The organism is Streptomyces sp. HSW2009 (assembly GCF_040240285.1).
GTDB lineage: Bacteria > Actinomycetota > Actinomycetes > Streptomycetales > Streptomycetaceae > Streptomyces.
In genome coordinates, this window is sequence record NZ_JBEHZD010001188.1 from 1 (window position 1) to 361 (window position 361).

Genomic DNA, 361 nt, shown 5'->3' on the forward strand with positions numbered 1-361 from the left:
GCGGGGCGGCGCCGCCCCCGCCACCGCCCCCGCCCCCGGCGCGCGGCGGCGGGGCCGGGGGGGGGGCGGCGCGGCGCCCGGGGGCGCCGCGGGGCCGGCCGCCGGGGCGCCGTCGGCCGGGTCCTTCGGCTGCTTGCGCTCCGCCGGGTCGCGCCGTTCGGGCGAGCGCCAGCCGACGTCGGCGTCGGGCGCGTTCCCGCGCGCGTTGCCGGCCTCCTCGTACGGCGCGCCGCCCAGGTCGTCCCGCTCGGTCGCGGGGCTGTCTCTTATACACCACACCGACCCCCCGAGGCGGACGCCGAGGGAGCTGGGCCGGTCGGGGCGGTAGGAAAAAACGAGGCGGGGGGGGGGGGGGGGGGGG

General features: G+C 84.2%; 1 pseudogene. It reads right to left on the reverse strand.

Annotated features, from left to right (window positions below):
* Window positions 1-361 (reverse strand): annotated as a pseudogene (locus tag AAHZ94_RS35150) (hypothetical protein); the annotation flags it as partial.